Here is a 16,514-nt window from a genome sequence, read left to right as displayed (position 1 = left end):
GGGAATCACAGGTACGGCTTGATCCAGCCGAGACCTTCGGACGTGCCGGCCTTCGGCCGATACTCGCAGCCGATCCAGCCGTCGTAGCCGAGCGCGTCGATCAGCGCGAACAGATACGGGTAGTTGAGTTCGCCGACATCCGGCTCGTGGCGTTCCGGCACGCCCGCGATCTGGATATGGCCGATGCCCGCGAAATCGCGCTTGAGCTTCATCGCGAGATCGCCTTCGACGATCTGGCAGTGGTAGCAGTCGAACTGCACCTTCAGGTTCGGCGCGCCGACTTCCGCGCGGATCGCCTGCGCGTCGTCCTGGCGGCTCAGGAAATAGCCCGGCATGTCGCGCTGGTTGATCGGCTCGATCAGGATCGTGATGCCGTGCGCGGCGGCGGCCTGCGCCGCATGGCGCAGGTTCGCCAGATAGGTGTCGCGATGGCGCGCGCGGTCGGCGCCCTGCGGCACCATGCCGGCCATCACGTGTAGCTTCTTGTTGCCGATTACGCGCGCATAGTCGAGCGCCTGGTCGATGCCGCGTCGGAATTCGTCCTCGCGGCCCGGCAGCGATGCAATGCCGCGTTCGCCCGCGGCCCAGTCGCCCGGCGGCGCGTTGAACAGCGCCTGTTCGAGGCCATGCGCGTCGAGGCGCGCGCGGATGTCGTCGGCCGCGAAGTCGTACGGGAACAGGTACTCGACGGCCTTGAAGCCGTCGTGGGCGGCAGCGGCGAAGCGTTCGAGAAACGCATGCTCGGTGTACATCATCGAGAGGTTGGCGGCGAAGCGTGGCATGGCGGCGGGTCCTGTGTATGAATGGGGCGGGGCGCCGTGCGCCCCGCGTCGAATGATGAATCGGCCAGCGGCGGATCAGCGGTTCACGAGCTTGGGCGGCGTGAGCCACACGGCGATCGCGCCGATCACGAGCATCGCCGCGAGCACGTACATGCCGGAGGCGGTGCTGTGCGTGACGTCCTTCAGGTAGCCGATCACGTACGGGCTCGCGAAACCGGCGAGGTTGCCGACCGAGTTGATGATCGCGATCCCGGCCGCGGCCGCGGAGCCCGCGAGGAACGCGGTCGGCAGCGACCAGAACAGCGGCGCGCAGGTCAGCACGCCGCCCGCCGCGAGCGACAGGAACACGATCGACACCGCCGTATTGTGCGAGTACGACGCGGCGACCGCAAACCCGATCGCACCCATCAGCGCCGGCACGATCAGGTGCCAGCGGCGTTCGCGGCGCTTGTCCGCGCTGTGGCCGAACAGGTTCATCACGACGATCGCGACGACGAACGGAATCGCCGACAGCAGGCCGATCTGCAGCGTGTCGGTGATGCCGGTCGATTTCACGAGCGTCGGCATCCAGAACGTGAGCCCGTACTGGCCGGTGACGAACGCGAAGTAGATCAGCGACATCCACCACATGCGCGGGTCCGAGAATACGGCCTTCAGCGAATGGCCGTGCTGCTGCTGTTCCTGCGGCTGCGCGGCGATTTCGTCTTCGAGCAATTGCTTCTCGCGCTCGTCGAGCCACTTCGCGCCGCGGATGCTGTTGTCGAGATACAGGATCGTCGCGATGCCGACGAGCACGGCCGGCACGGCTTCGATCATGAACATCCATTGCCAGCCGTGGAAACCCGAGCCGCCGTGGAAGCGCTCCATGATCCAGCCCGACAACGGATTGCCGAAGATGCCCGACACCGGAATCGCGGACATGAACACCGCGATGATCTTCGCGCGGCGATGCGACGGGAACCAGTAGGTGAGGTACAGGATCACGCCCGGATAGAAGCCGGCTTCCGCGAGGCCGAGCAGGAAGCGCAGCACGTAGAACTGCGTCGGCGTCTTCACGAACGCGAACAGCGCGGACAGCAGGCCCCACGTGATCATGATCCGCGCGATCCAGATGCGCGCGCCGATGCGGTGCATCAGCAGGTTGCTTGGCAGTTCGAATAGAAAGTAGCCAAGAAAGAAAATTCCCGCGCCTAGCCCGAACACGGTTTCGCTGAACGCGAGATCCTGCGACATCTGCAGCTTGGCGAAGCCGACGTTCACGCGGTCGAGATACGCGACCACGTAGCAGAGCATCAGGAACGGCACGATGCGCCAGAACACTTTCTTGTAGGTGCGGTCGAGTTCGCCCGATTGGGCGGCCGCGGCGGGCGAGCGGCTTGCGGCCGCGTCGAGAGCAGTCATCGTCGTCTCCTGGACTATTGTGTGCCGGCGGCGCGTACGCCGCCGGATCGTGTGTGTGCTGACGGAAGGGCCCGCGCACACGGCGGGTATGGGAAGCAGTGCGTGATCCGTGCGGCGGCGCGTTACCAGCGCGCGCCGAAGGTCTCGCGCAGTTCGTCGAGCGCGGCGTCGGACAGCGGCTCGGGTTTCGGCTGCGTCATCAGCCACAGCCGCGCCGTTTCCTCCAGCTCCTCGAGCGCATATGACGCGTGCGACACCGACGGCCCCCACATCACCGGGCCGAGGCGGTCGAGCAGCACGCCGCGCACCCGGTCGGCCAGCGCCGCGACTTCGGCCGCGACGGCCGGGTCGCCCGGGCGACGGTAACGGATCAGCGGAATGTGGCCGACCTTCATCACGTAGTACGGCGTGATCGGCGGCAGCACGTCGGTGTCGCGCCACACGCCCGCGAGCGTCAACGCGACGAGATGTGTCGAATGCGTGTGGACGACGCCGTTCGCTTCGGCATTGCGCGCGTAGATGCCGCGATGCAGCGCGAGCGTCTTCGACGGCTTGCCGCCCGATACGGGCTGACCGTCGGTGCCGACCTTCGCGATGTCGTTCGGGTCGAGCCGCCCGAGGCACGCGTCGGTCGGCGTGATCAGCCAGCCGTCATCCAGACGCGCGCTGATGTTGCCGGCGCTGCCGACCGCATGGCCGCGCGCATACAGGCTCGCGCCGATCACGCAGATCTCTTCGCGCAGTTTTGCTTCGTCGCTCATCATGCGGCTCCGTCGAGCGCGCGCAGCGCCTTGTCGAAAAAGTCCGTCGTGCCGAAATTGCCGGATTTCAGCGCGAGGCCGAGCGGCTGCGCATCGATGGTGGCGGTGGCCGGTACGCCCGGATCGATCTGCGCGCCGATCTGCAGCGACTTCACGTCGAGCGCCTGCACGACCGCGCCGGACGTCTCGCCGCCGGCGACGACGAACTTGCGCACGCCGAGTTCGCGCAGCCCGCGCGCGATCGCCGCGAGCGTGCTTTCGACGAGATGGCCGGCCGCTTCGACGCCGAGCGTTTGCTGTACGGCCTTCACTTCGTCGGGCGTCGCGGTCGCGTAGATTAGCACGGGCTGCGGCAGGTGCGAGCGCGCAAAGGCGAGCGCCTGGTCGACGACGGGCTCGCCGCGCGATGCCGCGAGCGGATCGATGCGGAAGCTCGGCCGCGTCGCGCGCCATGCGGCGACCTGCGCGTTGGTGGCTTTCGATGCGCTGCCGGCGAGTACGGCCGACGGGCCTTCGATGCGCGGCAGCGACGCCGCGTTGTCGCGCTCGGGCAGTTGCTCCGCGCGGCGGAAATTCGCGGGCAGGCCGAGCGCGATGCCCGAGCCGCCGGTGACGAGCGGCAGACCGGCGCACGCTTCGCCGAGCACGTAGAGATCGCGGTCCGACAGCGCGTCGGCGATCGCGAAACGCGCGCCTTCCGCGCGCAACTGGTCGATCCGCGCGCGCACGGCGGCCGCGCCGAGCGCGATCGTGTCGTAGCGGATCAGGCCGACCGCGGACTGCGTCTGCCGTTGCAGCACGCGTACGAGGTTCGCGTCCGTCATCGGCGTGAGCGGATGATTTTCCATCCCCGATTCGTTCAGCAGCACGTCGCCGACGAACAGGTGGCCGCGATAGATCGTGCGGCCGTTCTCCGGGAACGCCGGGCACGCGATCGTGAAGTCGCTGCCGGCCGCATCGAGCAGCGCGTCGGCCACCGGCCCGATGTTGCCCGCGTCGGTCGAATCGAACGTCGAGCAGTACTTGAAGAAGAACTGGCGGCACCCTTGCGCGCGCAACCATTCGTACGCGGTGAGCGATTGCGCGACGGCGTCGGCGGCGGGGATCGTGCGCGACTTCAGCGCGACGACGATCGCGTCGGCGTCGACGATCGTGTCGGCGGCGGCGCCGTCGGCGGGCACGCCGATCGTCTGCACGGTGCGCATGCCGCTCTTGACGAGCATGTTCGCGAGATCGGTCGCGCCGGTGAAATCGTCGGCGATGCAGCCGAGCAGGGGACGGGAAGCGGAAGCGGTCATGGCAGGCACGTCGTTCGAATCAGCGGGCGGGCGGCAGCGTGATGCCGGGGAAAGTCTTGATCACGGCGGAATCGTCCTCGCCGCCGTGGCCGGCGCTCGACGCGCTCATGAACATCTGGTGCGCGGTGGCCGACAGCGGCAGCGGGAATTTGCTGCGGCGCGCGGTGTCGAGCACGAGGCCGAGATCCTTCACGAAGATGTCGACGGCCGACAGCGGCGTGTAGTCGCCGTTCAGGATGTGCGGCACGCGGTTCTCGAACATCCACGAATTGCCGGCGCTGTGCGTGATCACGTCGTACAGCGCGTCGGCATCGACGCCTTCGCGCAGGCCCAGCGCCATCGCCTCGGCGGCGGCCGCGATATGCACGCCGGCCAGCAACTGGTTGATGATCTTCACTTTCGAGCCGATGCCGTGCGCATCGCCGAGGCGGTACACCTTGCCGGCGATCGCGGCGAGCACGTCCTCGCAGCCCGCATAAGCGGCGGCCGGGCCCGACGTCATCATCGTCATTTCGCCTGAGGCCGCGCGCGCGGCGCCGCCGGACACCGGCGCGTCGAGCATCTGCAGGCCGGCGGCCTCGATGCGTGCGCCGAGCGCGACCGCGAATTCGGGCGCGACGGTCGCGCTCGCGATCACGACGCCGCCCGGCTTCATCGCCGCGACCGCGCCGTGTTCGCCGAACAGCACCGTTTCCGTTTGCGCGGCATTGACGACGAGCGTGACGACGACGTCGCACCGCGCACCCAGTTCGGCCGGCGTCGCGCACGCGATGCCGCCTTCGGCGGCGAACGCCTGCAGCACGGTGTCGCGCACGTCGCATGCGTGCACGCGCAGGCCGGCGCGCAACAGCGAGCGGGCGACGCCGAGGCCCATCGCGCCGAGGCCGATGACTCCAACATTTCGTGACATGGTCAACCTTGATCGATTCGGTAGAGGTTCTGGACAACGGCGGCGGGCGCCGCCGGCTTCAGCAGATGCCGGCTTCCGCGAGACGGCGGGCGGCGTTGTACATGTGCGTGCGCGCCGCGTTGCGGGCGGCCATCGGGTCGCGCGCGCGGATCGCGTCGGCGATCGCCGCGTGTTCGTCGCGCACCTGGCGCGAGAAATCCTCGCGCGTCGCTTCGTTGCTGCGCGTGACCTTCACGCCGGCTTCGAGATACTGGTTCAGGAACTGCAGCGTCTTCAGGAAATACGGATTGCCGGTGACGGCCGCGATCGTGCGGTGGAACGCGACGTCTTCCGCGACGCCGTCACGCCCTTCGGCCACCGCTTCGTCGATCTTGCGCAGCGCGTCGTCGATGTCGGCCATGTCGTCGTCGGTGTGGTGCAGCGCGGCTTCGGCCGCGACTTCGGCCTCGATCGCGCGGCGCACCGCGAGCAGGTGCGGCAGCGAGCTCGCCTCGACGGCTTCCGCGTAGTCGATCCGCAGCGGCCGGATCGCGCCGTGCTGGTTCACGAACACGCCGCTGCCCTGGCGCGGCTCGACCACGCCTTCGTTCTTCAGCCGCGAGATCGCCTCGCGGATCACGGTGCGGCTCACGCCGAATTCCTGCGCGAGCACGGCCTCGGTCGGCAGCTTGCCGGTGGCCGAGAAGCTGCCCACTTCGATCTGCTTGAGCAGTTGCTGCGCGACATGGTCGCTCATCGCGCGGGCCGGAATTTTCTCGAACATGATGCTCTGGTTTGTAAGGTGATGTGGTCATCATACAAATTTGAGCGAGCATCAGCATCCGGGATAACCCGCGCTTTGCAGCGGGTAACGTCGGCCAAATTGATTGGAACCGGTTCCAAATCGCGCTTAAACCGATGCGAACGTGCGCGGTTCCGCATCGGTCAGGAAAGGGCGCGCACCCTTGGAGCGGTCAGTCGGCGATGTCCTCGACCGGGTCGGCCGATGCATCGGGCATCGCGGCCACTTCGGCCACGTCGCCGCCGCGCTCGCGATAGGTCGCCGGCGGCACGCCGAACTGCTTGCGGAATTCGCGCCCGAGGTGCGACGCATCGGCGAATCCGCAGCTCGATGCGATATCGGCGACGGTGCGGTCCGAGCTCGTCAGCAGCCACGCGGCCGTGCGCAGCCGTACCTGCTTCGCGAAGGCCTGCGGGCTCTTGCCGGTCTCGGCCTTGAACAGCCGCTCGAGCTGCCGCGTCGACAGGTCGAGCTTGCACGCGAGTTCCTCGAGCGGCAGCGCGCGCCCGACGTGCTGTTCCATCAGAAGAATCGCGCGCTTGACCTTCGGGTGTGTCGCCGGCTCGAGGCCCGGCGGATGCGGTTGCGGCGCATTGCCTTTCTGCATCTCGCCGACGAGCAGGATGCGCAGCGCCTTCTGCACGGTCGCGTGATCGAAATGGCGCAGCAGGATCGCGGCGGCGACGTCGATCGATGCGCGGCCGCCCGAGCACGTGATCCGGCGCCGGTCGATCACGAACAGGCGGTCGGCGATCAGCAGGTCGGGATCGGCGGACGGGAAGCGTTCGATGAAATCCCAGTAATGGAACCAGCTCACGCAGGTGCGGTAGCCGTCGAGCACGCCGGCGCGCATCAGCGCGAACACGCCGGTGCAGATGCCGACGACCGTCGCGCCGCCCGTCGCCGCGCGGCGGATGAAGTCGAGCGTTTCAGGGCCGGCCTGCGGCCCCGAATGCAGCAAGCCGCCGACCACCACCACGTAGTCGAACGGCTCGGCCGCGTCGAACGTCTCCCACGGCGTGATCTGGATCCCGCAGCTCGCGCGCACCGGCGCGAGCGTCTCGCCGATCACGCTCCATGCGCAGCGCACGGGCTTGCTGTAGTCGCCGTCGTCGGCCGACAGCCGCAGCATGTCGACGAAGCCGGAGAAGGCCGTCAGCGTGAAGTTCGGCAGCAGCACGATGCCGAAGCGGATGCGCCGCGGCGCGGGTTCTGCGAGGGGGGAAGCGGGTACGTCGGGGGTCATCGCGGCCAATCTCGTCACGCCGGGCAGGCGGTCTCACTCGTTTCAGTCTGTTTGCGGGTTGCGGCTGCCGGAGGCGGCGCGGATGCAGCCAGCGTCGCCGATCGGCCGCGGCCGGACTTGTGGTTTTCCGTCGCGAACCATCGCCAAAACGCACTTTCCGGGCGGCCGGCGCGCCGCTTGGCGGCGCTATCCCACGCCGATGCCGTTTTTGTTCTATCGGCCGATTTTACGCTTTGATGTACTGGGGCCCAACGACATTTCACGCATGCAACCCAAAGGAAGCCAGATGAACGTCAGCGCGTTCGACTTGTTCAAGATCGGCATCGGCCCGTCCAGTTCGCATACGGTCGGCCCGATGATCGCCGCGTGCCGATTCGCGTCGCACGTCGAGGACGCGAACCTGCTCGGCTTCGTGCGCCGCGTGCGGGTCGAGCTGTACGGCTCGCTCGGCGCGACCGGCAAGGGCCACGGCACCGACAAGGCCGTGCTGCTCGGCCTCGAGGGCCACCTGCCCGACACGATCGATCCTGACCTGATCGAGCCGCGGCTCGCCGCGATCCGCGCGGAGAAGTCGCTGTCGCTGCTCGGCAAGCAGACGGTGCGCTTCGACGAGAAGGAACACATCGGCTTCTATCGCAAGCTGATGAGCGGCACGAGCATCGTGCATCCGAACGGGATGCGCTTCCAGGCATTCGACGAGCACGGCCAACTGCTCGTCGAGAAGGAGTATTACTCGGTCGGCGGCGGCTTCGTCGTGAACCGCGACGGCGACCGCGTGAACGGCGTGCGCGCGGCCGTCGAAGTGCCGTATCCGTTCCGCACCGGTGACGACCTGATGCGCCAGTGCCGCGAACACGGGCTGTCGATCGCCGAGCTGATGCTGCGCAACGAATGCGCGCTGCGCCCTGCCGACGAAGTGCGCGCCGGGCTGCTCGCGATCTGGCGCACGATGGCCGCTTGTGTCGAACGCGGCTGCAAGGTCGAGGGCGACCTGCCGGGCCCGATGCGCGTGAAGCGCCGTGCGGCCGAACTGTACGGCCGCCTGCGCGCGCGTTCGGAAGAGTCGCTGCGCGACCCGCTGTCGATGCTCGACTGGGTCAACCTGTATGCGATGGCCGTCAACGAAGAGAACGCGGCCGGCGGCCGGGTCGTCACCGCGCCGACCAACGGCGCGGCCGGCGTGATCCCCGCGGTGCTGCACTACTACGTGAAGTTCGTGCCGGGCTCGAACGAAGCCGGCATCGTCGAATTCCTGCTGACGGCCGCGGCGATCGGGATCATCTACAAGGAAACCGCGTCGATCTCCGGCGCGGAAGTCGGCTGCCAGGGCGAAGTGGGCGTCGCGTGCTCGATGGCCGCGGCCGCGCTCGCCGCCGTGATGGGCGGCACGCCGGACCAGGTCGAGAACGCGGCAGAGATCGGCATGGAGCACAACCTCGGGATGACCTGCGACCCCGTGGGCGGGCTCGTGCAGATCCCGTGCATCGAGCGCAACGCGATGGGCGCGATCAAGGCGCTGAACGCGTCGCGCATGGCGCTCAAGGGTAACGGCCAGCACTACGTGTCGCTCGATTCGGTCATCAAGACGATGCGCGAGACGGGTGCCGACATGAAGACGAAATACAAGGAAACGTCGCGCGGCGGTCTTGCCGTGAACGTCATCGAATGCTAACGAAGGATCACTAACATGAGCCGCTACTCGATATTCAGCCTGTTCCGCAACGGCCTCTCGTATCACGAGAACTGGGAAAAGCAGTGGAAGAGCCCGGAGCCGAAGAAGGAATACGACGTCGTGATCGTCGGCGGCGGCGGCCACGGCCTCGCGACCGCCTACTACCTCGCGAAGGAGCACGGCATCACCAACGTCGCGATCCTCGAGAAGGGCTGGATCGGCGGCGGCAACACCGCGCGCAACACGACGATCGTGCGCTCGAACTATCTGTGGGACGAGTCGGCCGCGCTGTACGAGAAGGCGATGAAGCTGTGGGAAGGGCTGTCGCAGGATCTGAACTACAACGTGATGTTCAGCCAGCGCGGCGTGATGAACCTGGCCCACACGCTGCAGGACGTGCGCGACACCGAGCGCCGCGTGAACGCGAACCGGCTGAACGGCGTAGACGCCGAATTCCTGACGCCCGCGCAGATCAAGGAAATCGAGCCGACGATCAACCTGAACAGCCGCTACCCGGTGCTCGGCGCATCGATCCAGCGCCGTGCGGGCGTCGCACGCCACGACGCGGTGGCCTGGGGCTTCGCGCGCGGCGCGGACCGCGCCGGCGTCGACATCATCCAGAACTGCCAGGTGACGGGCATTCGCCGCGAAGGCGGCGCGGTGGTCGGCGTCGATACGGTGAAGGGTTTCATCAAGGCGAAGAAGGTCGCGGTGGTCGCGGCCGGCAACACGACGACGCTCGCCGACATGGCCGGCATCCGCCTGCCGATCGAAAGCCACCCGCTGCAGGCGCTCGTGTCCGAGCCGATCAAGCCGGTGGTCAACTCGGTGATCATGTCGAACGCGGTGCACGCATACATCAGCCAGTCCGACAAGGGCGACCTCGTGATCGGCGCGGGTATCGACCAGTACACGGGCTTCGGCCAGCGCGGCAGCTTCCACATCATCGAAAGCACGCTGCAGGCGATCATCGAGATGTTCCCGGTGTTCTCGCGCGTGCGGATGAACCGCCAGTGGGGCGGCATCGTCGACGTGTCGCCGGACGCGTGCCCGATCATCACCAAGACCGACGTGAAGGGCCTCTATTTCAACTGCGGCTGGGGCACCGGCGGCTTCAAGGCGACGCCGGGCTCGGGCTGGGTGTTCGCTCACACGATCGCCCGCGACGAACCGCATCCGCTGAACGCGCCGTTCGCGCTCGACCGCTTCTATACGGGCCACCTGATCGACGAGCACGGCGCAGCCGCCGTCGCGCACTAACCACCGCACTGAAGGAGAAGGAAACATGTTGCTGATCGAATGTCCGTGGTGCGGGCCGCGCGCCGAATCCGAGTTCACGTGCGGCGGTGAAGCCGACATCGTGCGCCCGGTGGCGAACGAGACCATGACCGACCGCGAATGGGGCGAATACGTGTTCATGCGCGAGAACAAGCGCGGGCTGCACAAGGAGCAATGGCTGCACACGCAGGGCTGCCGCCGCTGGTTCAAGGTCACGCGCGACACGGTCACCTACGATATCAAGGGCTACGAAAAGTTCGGCGGCGCATCTGCCGGCAACGCACACGAAGAGGGCACGAGCAAATGAGCCAGAAAGACCGCCTCGGCACCGGTGGCCGCATCAATCGCGCGATTCCGTTGACGTTCACGTTCAACGGCCGCACGTACCAGGGCTTCCAGGGCGACACGCTCGCGTCCGCGCTGCTCGCGAACGGCGTGCACTTCGTCGCGCGCAGCTTCAAGTACCACCGTCCGCGCGGGATCGTGACGGCCGACGTCGCGGAACCGAATGCCGTCGTGCAGCTCGAAACCGGCCCGTACACGGTGCCGAACGCGCGCGCGACCGAAATCGAGCTGTACCAGGGCCTCGTCGCGACGAGCGTGAACGCGGAGCCGTCGCTCGAGAACGACAAGTACGCGATCAACCAGAAGCTGTCGCGTTTCATGCCGGCCGGGTTCTACTACAAGACGTTCATGTGGCCGCGCAACATGTGGCCGAAGTACGAAGAGAAGATCCGCGAAGCGGCCGGCCTCGGCAAGGCGCCCGAGGTGCTCGACGCCGATCGATACGACAAGTGCTACGCGCACTGCGACGTGCTCGTGGTCGGCGGTGGCCCGTCGGGCCTCGCCGCCGCGCATGCGGCCGCCACGGCCGGCGCGCGCGTGATCCTCGTCGACGATCAGCGCGAACTCGGCGGCAGCCTGCTGTCGTGCCGCGCGGAGATCGACGCGAAGCCCGCGATGCAATGGGTCGAGAAGATCGAAGCCGAGCTGCGCAAGCTGCCCGACGTGACGATCCTGTCGCGCAGCACCGCGTTCGGTTACCAGGACCACAACCTCGTGACGGTCACGCAGCGCCTGACCGATCACCTGCCGGTATCGATGCGCAAGGGCACGCGCGAACTGCTGTGGAAGGTCCGCGCGAAGCGCGTGATCCTCGCGACCGGCGCGCACGAGCGGCCGATCGTGTTCGGCAACAACGACCTGCCGGGCGTGATGCTGGCGGGTGCGGTCTCCACCTACGTGCACCGCTTCGGCGTGCTGCCGGGCCGCAACGTGGTGGTGTTCACGAACAACGACCGTGCCTACCAGACCGCGCTCGACCTGAAGGCGTGCGGCGCGAAGGTGACGGTCGTCGATTCGCGCGCGTCGTCGAACGGCGCGCTGCCGGCCGCCGCGAAGCGGCAGGGCGTGACGGTGATGAGCGGCGCGGTCGTCACGGCCGCATCGGGCAAGTGGCGCGTATCGTCGGTCGACGTCGCGTCCTACTCGAACGGCCAGACGGGCGGCAAGATGCAGACGCTGCCGTGCGACCTCGTCGCGATGTCGGGCGGCTTCAGCCCGGTGCTGCACCTGTTCGCGCAATCGGGCGGCAAGGCGTGCTGGAACGACGAAAAGGCGTGTTTCCTGCCGGGCAAGCCGGTGCAGGCGGAAACCAGCATCGGTGCGGCGGCCGGCGAATTCGGGCTCGCCCGTGCGCTGCGGCTCGCGGTCGATGCGGGCGTGGAAGCGGCGAAGGCCGCGGGCTTCGCGGCCGCGCAGCGTCCGGCCGCACCGCAGGTCGCCGAAACCGTCGAAGGCGCGCTGCAGCCGTTGTGGCTCGTCGGCAGCCGCGAGGCGGCCGCGCGTGGGCCGAAGCAGTTCGTCGATTTCCAGAACGACGTCGCGGCGGCCGACATCCTGCTCGCCGCGCGCGAAGGCTTCGAGTCGGTCGAGCATGTGAAGCGCTACACGGCGATGGGTTTCGGCACCGACCAGGGCAAGCTCGGCAACATCAACGGGATGGCGATCCTCGCGGGTGCGCTCGGCAAGACGATTCCGGAAACGGGCACGACGACGTTCCGCCCGAACTACACGCCCGTGTCGTTCGGCACGTTCGCGGGCCGCGAGACGGGCGATTTCCTCGACCCGATCCGCAAGACGGCCGTGCATGAATGGCACGTCGAGCACGGCGCGATGTTCGAGGACGTCGGCAACTGGAAGCGGCCATGGTATTTCCCGAAGAACGGCGAGGATCTCCATGCGGCCGTGAAGCGCGAATGCCTCGCGGTGCGCAACGGCGTCGGCATTCTCGATGCGTCGACGCTCGGCAAGATCGACATCCAGGGCCCGGACGCGGTGAAGCTGCTGAACTGGATGTACACGAACCCGTGGAACAAGCTCGAAATCGGCAAGTGCCGCTACGGGCTGATGCTCGACGAAAACGGGATGGTGTTCGACGACGGCGTGACCGTGCGCCTCGCCGACCAGCATTTCATGATGACGACCACCACCGGCGGCGCCGCGCGCGTGCTGACGTGGCTCGAGCGCTGGCTGCAGACCGAATGGCCCGACATGAAGGTGCGGCTCGCGTCCGTCACCGATCACTGGGCGACGTTCGCGGTGGTCGGCCCGAAGAGCCGCAAGGTCGTGCAGAAGGTGTGCCAGGACATCGACTTCGGCAATGAAGCGTTCCCGTTCATGAGCTACCGCAACGGCACGGTTGCCGGCGCGAAGGCGCGCGTGATGCGGATCAGCTTCTCGGGCGAGCTGGCCTACGAAGTGAACGTGCCGGCGAATGCGGGCCGCGCGGTGTGGGAAGCGCTGATGGCGGCCGGTGCCGAGTTCGACATCACGCCGTACGGCACCGAGACGATGCACGTGCTGCGCGCCGAGAAGGGTTACATCATCGTCGGGCAGGACACCGACGGCTCGATCACGCCGTACGACCTCGGGATGGGCGGGCTCGTCGCGAAGTCGAAGGACTTCCTCGGCAAGCGCTCGCTGACGCGCTCGGATACCGCGAAGGAAGGCCGCAAGCAGTTCGTCGGCCTGCTGACCGAAGACGAACAGTTCGTGCTGCCGGAAGGCGCGCAGATCATCGCGAAGGACACGCAGGTGTCGGCAACCGATCCGACGCCGATGATCGGCCACGTGACGTCGAGCTACTACAGCCCGATCCTGAAGCGCTCGATCGCGCTCGCGGTGGTGAAGGGCGGCCTGAACAAGATGGGCGAGAGCGTCGTGATCCCGCTGGCCAACGGCCGCCGCGTCACCGCGAAGATCTCGAGCCCGGTTTTCTACGATACCGAAGGGGTGCGTCAGCATGTGGAATGAAACGAGAAACCAGGCGCCGGTGGCGGGCGCGGCCGGCGTGACGCTTGAATCGCCGTTCGTCGGCGCGGCCGACGTGCTGAAGGCGCACCAGGCGCGCGCATCGAAGAAGTTCACGCTGCGCGAGCGGCCGTTCCTCGATCTCGTCAACGTGCGCGGCGAGTTGAGCGACCCGGCATTCGTCGCCGCGTTCGAGCGCGTGGTCGGCTGCCGGCCGCCCGCGACGCCGAACACGGTCGCGCGCGGCGCCGAGTACGACGTGCTGTGGCTCGGGCCCGACGAATGGCTCGTGCGGTCGAACGGGCCGGTTCAGGCCGGCGTGCTCGAGGCCACGCTGGCGGAAGCCGTGCAGGGCTTGTACGCGGCGGCCGTCGACGTCGGCAGCGGCTACACGGTGGTCGAGATCAGCGGCGAACGCGTGCGCGACGTGATCGCGCGCGGCTGCCCGCTCGACGTGCATCCGCGCGTGTTCAAGCCGGGCCAGTGCGCGCAGTCGCACTACTTCAAGTCGCCGATCACGCTGATCCCGACCGGCGACGACTCGTTCGAGATCGTCCTGCGTCGCAGCTTCGCCGACTATTTCGTGCGCATCATGCTCGACGCCGCGGCGCCGCTCGCATCATGAAGCCGTTCGACGAACCGTTCGTGGCGATCGACGCGCCGCGCCTGCGCGGGCGCGGCTGGAGCGTGTTCGTCGACGAACTGAAGGTGCCCGCGCGGATCGGCATCCATGCGCACGAGCACGAGGCGCCGCAGCCGATCGTGATCGATGCGCGGCTCGGGTATCGCTGCGAGCCGAGCGAGCAGGGCGAGTGGATTGACTACGACGGCTACTGCGCGCGCGTCGCGTCGTTCCTGTCGCACAAGCCGCATACGCGGCTGCTGGAGACGCTCGTTGCGGATATCGCGGTGCTGTCGTTTCGCGAATGGCCGGCGCTGGAATCGCTGACGCTGTCGGTGTACAAGCCGAAGATCCGGCCGGGGACGAAACGCGTCGGCGTGTCGCTGGACTGGACGCGCGGCGATTACCTGCGGTGGACGGGAGCGGCGGGGCAGCTTTGATCGAAGGGGGCTGGATCAAGGCACGAGGGAGGTGATCCGGTGACTCCATGGGGCGGCGGCGCGAATGCGCCGCCGCACTCGTTTATAGTTCCTGAAATATGAGAACAACGGCCCGCCGCCCGCCTTTGGTGTTTTTGTTCCTGAAATATCGGAACAATTGGCGATCTGGCGGACGATTCACTATAATTCCGATATTCTCGTAACTATGCTGTCGATCGACTTCGATGGCGCTTTGTTCCTGAAATTCCGGAATTATGGCCCGCACCTTACCGCAACCCGTCGCGATACCTGACCCGCTCGCACTGGATCTCACCGCCTTGGGGGCGCTCGTGCGCAACCGGCGCGCGCAGAACCAGATGCGGATCGACGATGCAGCCGACATGCTTGGCGTCTCCAAGGACGTCCTGTCACGCCTCGAAAACGGGCGCGCGGTGAGTCTCGACAAGTTGTTCAAGGTGTTGGACGGCTTTGGCCTGAATTTGCTCGTCGTGCCGAAACGCGACGTCCAGGTGGCGCGCAAGGCAGTGCGCGATCATGCGACGATACGTGCCGCTTCGCCTGGCACGTCCCGTTCGTCCGAGGGGGGGTGATGATCCATCGCCTGCGGATTTCGGCTGACGGCTCGCCGGTCGGACAACTGACCTATGATGCCCGCCGCGACGACTACGGTTTTTCCTACGATCCGGCGTGGCTCGCGCGGGCAGACGCGTTTGCGTTGTCGCCGTGCATTCCGCTCGATGGCGGCAAGCCGCCGGCGGGCGCGATCCAGCGCTTCGTGGGCAATCTGCTTCCCGAGGGCCGCGCACTCGACGTGGCCGCATCGATGTATCAGATATCGAAGGACAACGTCTTCGGTCTGATCCGGATGCTTGGCAAGGAGCCCGTTGGTGCGTTGAGCTTCATTCCGGACGACGATGAGGCCGGGCGGGCGTCCGAACCTCTCGAACCCGTGCGCCGACCGATCTCCGCGGAAGAACTGGCCGACCGTATTCACAAGCGCGATGCGATTCCGTTTCCCGTCTGGGACGATCGGGTGCGCCTGTCGATCGCCGGCCATCAGGACAAGCTGCAGGTGCTGGTCGAAGGCGAGCAGTTGGCCCTAGTGGACGGGGCGCTGAGCAGCTCGCATATTCTGAAGCCCGAGTCGCGCAGCGCGAACGCGCCGTTCATGGTCGCCAACGAGCATTTCTGCATGACGTTGGCGGCCCGCATGGGGTTGCCGGTCGCGCATGTCGAGATTCGACGCATCCCCGAGCCCATTCTGCTGATCGAGCGATTCGACCGGCTCGTGACGACCGATCCGGACGACCCGCAGCGCGCGAGCGCTGTGCAGCGGCTTCATGTCATTGATGGATGCCAGGCCCTCGACTTGCCGGCGACGCTCAAATACGAACGCAATCTCGGCAACAACGCGGACGTGCGCAATATTCGCGAAGGCGTGAGCTTCGAGAAGCTGTTTTCGCTGACATCGTCTCTGGAGACACCGGTCGCCGCGCGCACGGTCATGCTGCGCTGGGCGTTGCTGCAACTGCTGATCGGCAACAGCGACGCGCATGGCAAGAACATTTCGTTTTTTGTCAGCAGCAGCGGGCTCGAGCCGGCGCCGTTTTACGATCTGGTATGCGTGAACGTGTACGGCGACGCTTATGTGCAGGACATGGCGATGGCGTACGGAGATGTATTCCGCACCGAGGAACTGACCGCTTTCGCGCTCGCGGACTTCGCGCATCGCGTGCAGATCCGGCCGGCACTCGTTGCGCGTGAAATGACGCGGATGGCGACGCTGGCGGCGGAACTGGCTCCCGGGCTGGCGGAGTCGGGCGTCTATATGGGCGACGAGCGTGCGTGGGTGCACCGTATCGCCGAGTACGTGCGAGCGCAGGCGGAACGCGTCATGCGTATTGCGCCCATGGTGCCCAAGGTCGACGTTACGCTACTCTGAGCGTGTGCTTCATCAACCATCGGCACGCCCCGTTTGCGCGCGCGTCGCAAAAACCGGCCTGACTAACGC

15 protein-coding genes are annotated in these 16,514 nt (G+C 67.0%); 8 read left to right on the top strand and 7 right to left on the bottom strand.

The annotated features are described in order from the left end of the window. Positions 1–5: 5 nt before the first annotated feature. The 7 genes from otnI to CFB52_RS26160 all read right to left on the bottom strand — a co-directional run bounded on the left by otnI (position 6) and on the right by CFB52_RS26160 (position 7,179). Entirely contained in the window at positions 6–782 is a 777-nt protein-coding gene (gene otnI / locus CFB52_RS26190; protein ID WP_059643791.1) for a 2-oxo-tetronate isomerase, read from the bottom strand. Positions 783–857: 75 nt separating this feature from the next. Next, complete coding sequence (locus CFB52_RS26185) at positions 858–2,183, bottom strand: MFS transporter (protein WP_059575404.1); 1,326 nt, start codon at positions 2,181–2,183, stop codon at positions 858–860. Positions 2,184–2,305: 122 nt separating this feature from the next. Next, positions 2,306–2,947 carry an aldolase gene (locus CFB52_RS26180; protein WP_060314079.1) on the bottom strand — a complete coding sequence of 214 codons (642 nt, stop codon included), beginning with the start codon at positions 2,945–2,947 and terminating at the stop codon, positions 2,306–2,308. After that, positions 2,944–4,242 carry a 3-oxo-tetronate kinase gene (otnK, locus tag CFB52_RS26175; protein WP_099317805.1) on the bottom strand — a complete coding sequence of 433 codons (1,299 nt, stop codon included), beginning with the start codon at positions 4,240–4,242 and terminating at the stop codon, positions 2,944–2,946. Before otnK ends, CFB52_RS26180 begins: the two co-directional genes overlap by 4 nt. 19 nt (positions 4,243–4,261) lie before the next feature. Further along, positions 4,262–5,152 carry an L-threonate dehydrogenase gene (gene ltnD / locus CFB52_RS26170; RefSeq protein ID WP_059575397.1) on the bottom strand — a complete coding sequence of 297 codons (891 nt, stop codon included), beginning with the start codon at positions 5,150–5,152 and terminating at the stop codon, positions 4,262–4,264. Positions 5,153–5,210: 58 nt separating this feature from the next. Continuing rightward, positions 5,211–5,915 carry a FadR/GntR family transcriptional regulator gene (locus CFB52_RS26165; RefSeq protein ID WP_059575396.1) on the bottom strand — a complete coding sequence of 235 codons (705 nt, stop codon included), beginning with the start codon at positions 5,913–5,915 and terminating at the stop codon, positions 5,211–5,213. 190 nt (positions 5,916–6,105) lie between these two features. Next, the gene (locus CFB52_RS26160) at positions 6,106–7,179 is read right to left on the bottom strand and encodes a GlxA family transcriptional regulator (protein ID WP_059643859.1); all 1,074 of its coding nucleotides are present in this window, start codon (positions 7,177–7,179) and stop codon (positions 6,106–6,108) included. 286 nt (positions 7,180–7,465) lie between these two features. Between CFB52_RS26160 and CFB52_RS26155 the strand changes: the two genes are divergently transcribed. From CFB52_RS26155 to CFB52_RS26120, 8 genes are all read left to right on the top strand, one after another. Beyond that, complete coding sequence (locus tag CFB52_RS26155; RefSeq protein ID WP_059575392.1) at positions 7,466–8,851, top strand: L-serine ammonia-lyase; 1,386 nt, start codon at positions 7,466–7,468, stop codon at positions 8,849–8,851. Between the two features lie 15 nt (positions 8,852–8,866). Beyond that, positions 8,867–10,111 carry a sarcosine oxidase subunit beta family protein gene (locus CFB52_RS26150; RefSeq protein WP_034204196.1) on the top strand — a complete coding sequence of 415 codons (1,245 nt, stop codon included), beginning with the start codon at positions 8,867–8,869 and terminating at the stop codon, positions 10,109–10,111. 25 nt (positions 10,112–10,136) lie between these two features. Continuing rightward, positions 10,137–10,436, top strand: a complete 300-nt coding sequence (locus CFB52_RS26145; RefSeq protein ID WP_011547035.1) for a sarcosine oxidase subunit delta — start codon at positions 10,137–10,139, stop codon at positions 10,434–10,436. Further along, complete coding sequence (locus CFB52_RS26140) at positions 10,433–13,444, top strand: sarcosine oxidase subunit alpha family protein (protein ID WP_059575391.1); 3,012 nt, start codon at positions 10,433–10,435, stop codon at positions 13,442–13,444. The genes CFB52_RS26145 and CFB52_RS26140 overlap by 4 nt, the downstream gene beginning before the upstream one ends. Further along, on the top strand, positions 13,434–14,066 hold the full coding sequence (locus CFB52_RS26135) for a sarcosine oxidase subunit gamma (protein ID WP_060314087.1): 633 nt from the start codon (positions 13,434–13,436) through the stop codon (positions 14,064–14,066). The genes CFB52_RS26140 and CFB52_RS26135 overlap by 11 nt, the downstream gene beginning before the upstream one ends. Continuing rightward, on the top strand, positions 14,063–14,503 hold the full coding sequence (locus tag CFB52_RS26130) for a dihydroneopterin aldolase (RefSeq protein WP_034186032.1): 441 nt from the start codon (positions 14,063–14,065) through the stop codon (positions 14,501–14,503). Before CFB52_RS26135 ends, CFB52_RS26130 begins: the two co-directional genes overlap by 4 nt. A 254-nt stretch (positions 14,504–14,757) precedes the next feature. Beyond that, complete coding sequence (locus tag CFB52_RS26125) at positions 14,758–15,093, top strand: helix-turn-helix domain-containing protein (protein ID WP_059575384.1); 336 nt, start codon at positions 14,758–14,760, stop codon at positions 15,091–15,093. Continuing rightward, complete coding sequence (locus CFB52_RS26120; protein WP_099317804.1) at positions 15,093–16,445, top strand: HipA domain-containing protein; 1,353 nt, start codon at positions 15,093–15,095, stop codon at positions 16,443–16,445. The genes CFB52_RS26125 and CFB52_RS26120 overlap by 1 nt, the downstream gene beginning before the upstream one ends. The last annotated feature ends 69 nt before the right edge of the window (positions 16,446–16,514 follow it).

This window comes from Burkholderia sp. AU18528 (assembly GCF_002223215.2).
Classification (GTDB): domain Bacteria; phylum Pseudomonadota; class Gammaproteobacteria; order Burkholderiales; family Burkholderiaceae; genus Burkholderia; species Burkholderia semiarida.
The sequence above is the reverse complement of the archived record's forward strand: the minus strand, read 5'-3'. Positions and strand labels throughout refer to the sequence as shown.